Origin of the sequence: Myroides odoratimimus (assembly GCF_030326305.1) — a bacterium.
GTDB classification, from domain to species: domain Bacteria; phylum Bacteroidota; class Bacteroidia; order Flavobacteriales; family Flavobacteriaceae; genus Flavobacterium; species Flavobacterium odoratimimum_A.
The window spans coordinates 1-573 of record NZ_JACAKB010000094.1 but is presented as its reverse complement, the minus strand read 5'-3'; the positions used below and the strand labels follow the sequence as shown (position 1 = coordinate 573).

Annotated in this window: 1 rRNA gene; it reads left to right on the top strand. The window is 44.7% G+C overall.

The window, feature by feature from the left end:
• Positions 1-116: 116 nt before the first annotated feature.
• Positions 117-573: ribosomal RNA gene (locus HX049_RS18430) — 16S ribosomal RNA — on the top strand; the annotation flags it as partial.

The following is a 573-nucleotide window of genomic DNA, read 5'->3' as shown; positions in this document are numbered from 1 at the left end:
AATAGAATAAGAAGACACGTTCATAAACATATTGGATTGACAGCATACAAATAAGAGAGTAAGGCAAATCGCAAGATTTGGGATTATACTTTTTTAATTTACGAAATTAAAAATATACGATGAAGAGTTTGATCCTGGCTCAGGATGAACGCTAGCGGCAGGCCTAACACATGCAAGTCGAGGGGTATAAAGAGCTTGCTTTTTAGAGACCGGCGCACGGGTGAGTAACGCGTATGCAACCTACCTTATACAGGGGAATAGCCCGAAGAAATTCGGATTAATGCTCCATGGTTTATCGATATGGCATCGTATTGATAATAAAGATTTATCGGTATAAGATGGGCATGCGTATCATTAGCTAGTTGGTGTGGTAACGGCATACCAAGGCGACGATGATTAGGGGTCCTGAGAGGGAGATCCCCCACACTGGTACTGAGACACGGACCAGACTCCTACGGGAGGCAGCAGTGAGGAATATTGGTCAATGGAGGCAACTCTGAACCAGCCATGCCGCGTGCAGGATGACGGTCCTATGGATTGTAAACTGCTTTTGTACAGGAAGAAACCTCCCTA